This is a genomic window from Tabrizicola sp. (genome assembly GCF_031377265.1).
GTDB lineage: Bacteria > Pseudomonadota > Alphaproteobacteria > Rhodobacterales > Rhodobacteraceae > JAUYQR01.
The window spans coordinates 1-3,769 of record NZ_JANMET010000154.1; the positions used below are offsets into that span (position 1 = coordinate 1).

4 protein-coding genes are annotated in these 3,769 nt (G+C 62.7%); all 4 read right to left on the reverse strand.

Features of this window, described 5'->3' with window-relative positions:
• Positions 1-1,017: GTPase HflX (hflX, locus tag RMO18_RS08750; protein WP_309665293.1), on the reverse strand; the 1,017-nt coding region annotated here is incomplete at its 3' end.
• 35 nt (positions 1,018-1,052) lie between these two features.
• Positions 1,053-1,286 carry an RNA chaperone Hfq gene (hfq, locus tag RMO18_RS08755; protein WP_300852864.1) on the reverse strand — a complete coding sequence of 78 codons (234 nt, stop codon included), beginning with the start codon at positions 1,284-1,286 and terminating at the stop codon, positions 1,053-1,055.
• A gap of 149 nt (positions 1,287-1,435) precedes the next feature.
• On the reverse strand, positions 1,436-2,950 hold the full coding sequence (locus RMO18_RS08760) for a potassium transporter TrkG (protein ID WP_309665290.1): 1,515 nt from the start codon (positions 2,948-2,950) through the stop codon (positions 1,436-1,438).
• Positions 2,951-2,955: 5 nt separating this feature from the next.
• Positions 2,956-3,769, reverse strand: an 814-nt coding sequence (trkA, locus tag RMO18_RS08765; RefSeq protein ID WP_309665292.1) for a Trk system potassium transporter TrkA, incomplete at its 5' end; no start/stop codon positions are given.

A 3,769-nucleotide genomic window follows, 5' to 3' on the forward strand; every position in this document is an offset into this window, starting at 1 on the left:
GGCGACGAGATCAAGCTTGTTCCAGACCTCGATCAGCGGGGTGGACGGCTTTACACCAAGCGAGGTGAGGATGTCAGTCACGTCCTGCGCCTGTTCGGCGGTTTCGGGATGGCTGATATCGCGGACGTGCAGGATGAGATCGGCTTCCAGCACCTCTTCCAGTGTGGCGCGGAAGGCGGCAACCAGTTGCGTGGGCAGGTCAGAGATGAAGCCCACAGTGTCGGAGGCGATGATCTTGCGGCCAGAAGGCAATTCAATGCCGCGCATCGTGGGGTCAAGCGTGGCGAAAAGCATATCTTTGGCCAGCACCTCGGCCCCGGTCATGCGGTTGAAAAGCGTGGACTTTCCGGCATTGGTGTAGCCCACCAGCGCCACCAGCGGAAACGGCACCTTTCGGCGCGACGCGCGGTGCAGTTCACGGGTCTTGACCACACGGTCCAGCTGGCGTTTCAGGCGGATCACCTGATCGTCGATGGCGCGACGGTCGGATTCAAGCTGGGTTTCGCCAGGACCGCCGACAAAGCCGAAACCGCCGCGCTGGCGTTCCAGGTGGGTCCAGGCGCGGACAAGGCGGGTGCGCTGATAGCTGAGCGCGGCCAGTTCAACCTGCAGCACCCCTTCACGGGTGCGGGCGCGGTCGGCAAAAATCTCAAGGATCAGCGAGGTGCGGTCCAGCAGTTTGACGCCCCAGGCCTTTTCCAGATTGCGCTGCTGCACGGGTGACACGGTGCCGTCGACCAGCACCAGTTCCACCTTCAGATCGGCAAAGCGGGTCTTCAATTCCTCCACCTTGCCGGTACCAAGCAGGGTTCCGGGCTGGATACGGGCCAGCCTGACCACTTCGGAGCCAGTCACTTCAAGGTCAGGCAGCGCCGCTGCGAGGGCCACGGCTTCGGCCAGCCCGTGTTCGGGAAGCCTGCGGGTCTGCGCGGATTTCAGCGCCGGATGCAGCACATAGGCGCGGGTCGGCGCCGGGGCGGTGTCATGCGCAAGCCGCCCGCTGCGCGGTGGCAGCAGGTCCGGATCGTCGTCATCCTCGGGGTGATCGGAGATCAGTCTTCCCCTTCATAGAGGCTGATAGGTGCCCCCGGCATGATCGTGGAAATCGCATGCTTGTAGACCAGCTGCGATTGCCCATCCCGGCGAAGCAGCACGCAGAAATTGTCGAACCAGGTGATGACGCCTTGCAGCTTCACCCCGTTGATCAGAAAGATCGTCACCGGAACCTTCGCCTTCCGAACATGATTCAGGAACGCGTCTTGCAAGTTTTGCTTGTCGGAGGCCATTGCTTTTTTGCCTTGTTTTTCTGTCGCTTCGTTCATAGCCCTGTTTCACCGCCACAGGCAGTCGGTGTTAAGTATGGAGTGCCTTCCGAAGAGATTCCAGCACAAAGATCAGACCGTTACATAGTGTCGTTTATGCCGCCGACCACAGCTTAGCGCCGCCACCCGCCCGGCGCGAAAAGGGCGATCAGGGCAAGCGTTTCCATGCGCCCCACCACCATGGCCACCCCAAGTGTAACTTTTACCGCGTCAGACAAGCCCGCGTAGGGAATTGGGTCAACGGTCGCCACGTCGGCCAACGGGCCAGTGGTGGTAAGCGACGCGATGGTCAGCACCATCGCGGATTCGAAGCCCAGCCCCAGCAGGGACAGGGCCGCAATGATCACCGCAATCGACAACGCGAACAGCATGAAAAAGATCCATGCCATATAGGCACCTTCGCGGCGCAAGCGGCGGGCATCCGACCCGCCGCCGCCGATCGAGGTGGGGTGGATGATAATCTCCAACTCCCGCTCGCCTTGCCGAAACAGGGCGTAGACACGCAAAAGCTTTACTCCGCCCGACGCGGTAGCGACCCCACCCCCGACGATTGCAAGGCCCAACAGCAGCAGCCCCGGCGCGCCAAGACCCGACCAGTCGGTCGTGGAGGACCATGACGCCGACCCGTAGCCGGTGGTGGTAAGAAAGGAGGCTGCGGTGAAGACCGCCCCCCAAAGCGCGGACAGCGTCGCCAGCGGGTCACTGAATGTGCCGGTACTGTCGCCGACCCAGTGGCGCAGGAACAGCACCGAAGGCACCAAAAGCAGCAAGAACGCGGCGGTGCGCAGTTCGGGATCGCTGGCGATGGAACGCTTGCGCGCGCCTAGGCCGGTTCCGGGAAAGGCGCGGCGGGTCAAGGCAAAACCGAAAAACAGGAAGATCATCACCTCGCCCGCAAAGCCGGAGGGCGCAGAGGCCGACCCGACTTCGGCGGAAATTCCGCTGGTAGAGAGGGTTCCCATGGCGTGGGTCAGCGCGGTTACCCCATCATCGCCAAGGATCAGCAGGGCGATCCACAATATCAGGGTCAGCACCGTGTAGACCGGAAAGATCTTCAGCGCATAGCGGGTGATCCGTTCGGAAGGTTCGGCCACACGGGTAATCTGCGTAGCCCCGTTGGCACCGCGCCCCGGAACCCTGCCGGAAATCACCTCGGCACCACCAAGGTTAAGTGGCGCCAGAATAGCATAGGCTGCCAGAAGGGTGAAAAATCCGCCAAACCAACCCACGGTCGCGCGCCAGAGGTGGATCGACGGGGTCAGGCGGTCGGGCGCGTAAACGGTTGCCCCGGTGGTGGTGAACGAGGACATCATTTCGAACCAGGCGTTCGTCCATGTGGTGTCAGGCACCGCCTGAACAAGGGGCAGCGCCATGGCAAAGGGCAGCAGGATATACGCGCCAGCCAATGCCGCGAGATGGCTGCGTGCCGCGTTGCGCGGCGTGTAGGCCGCCGTGGCGATGGCCAGCATCACCGTCAGCACCAGCAGGACCAGACCGGAATAGAAGAAATCCCGCGCCACTGCATGGTCATTCAGGATGAGCGCATGGGTTGCGGGAAGCAGGGCGAAAAGGCCAGTCGCGCCCAAGAGGACCACAAGCAACGGCAGTTCGGCGAGGCGCGCGAACATCTGCTTCAGAAAAAGTCGATGGAGACTTGCAGCAGACGCTCCACTTCCGGCACATCGCTGGACATCGCGAACAGTGCCACGACATCGCCGGGGTCGATGCGCAGATCGCCGGTGGGTTTCAGCACCTTGTCGCCCTTCATCACCGCGCCGACCAGCACGCCCTCGGGAAATTCGATCTCGCGGACCAGACGGCCCGAGATCGGCGACGTGGACAGAACCTGCGCCTCGATCACCTCGGCCTCGGCGTCACCGATGGAATAGACGCCACGCACCCGGCCGTGGCGGATGTGGCGCAGGATCGAGGACACGGTGGTGGCACGCGGATTGATATAGGCGTCGATATCAAGCGGCGCCATCAGTGGCGCAAGCGTCGGATCGTTGACGAGGGCGATTGCCATCGGGCAGCCGGCCTGTTTGGCGCGCACCGACACGAGGAGGTTGGTCTTGTCATCATCGGTTACGGCAAGAACCGCATCGGCGCGGTCGATGGAAGCTTCCATCAGCATGTCGATATCCATGCCGTCGCCGTGCAGCACGATGGTGCGTTCCAGCGCATCAGCGGCGCGTTCGGCGGTGGGGCGGTCCTTCTCGATGATCTTGACGCGCACCCGGTCAGTCCGCGCTTCCAGCGCGCGGGCCACCGCAAGCCCGACGTTGCCACCACCGATGATGACCACGCGTTCCTGTTTCTTGGTCTTCTTGCCAAAGATTTCCAGCGCGCGATTGACGTCTTCGGAATGGGTGAACACGTAGATCTGGTCATCGGCCAACAGCTGATCGCCCGGATCGGGCGCAAACAGCCGGTCGTCGCGGCGGATG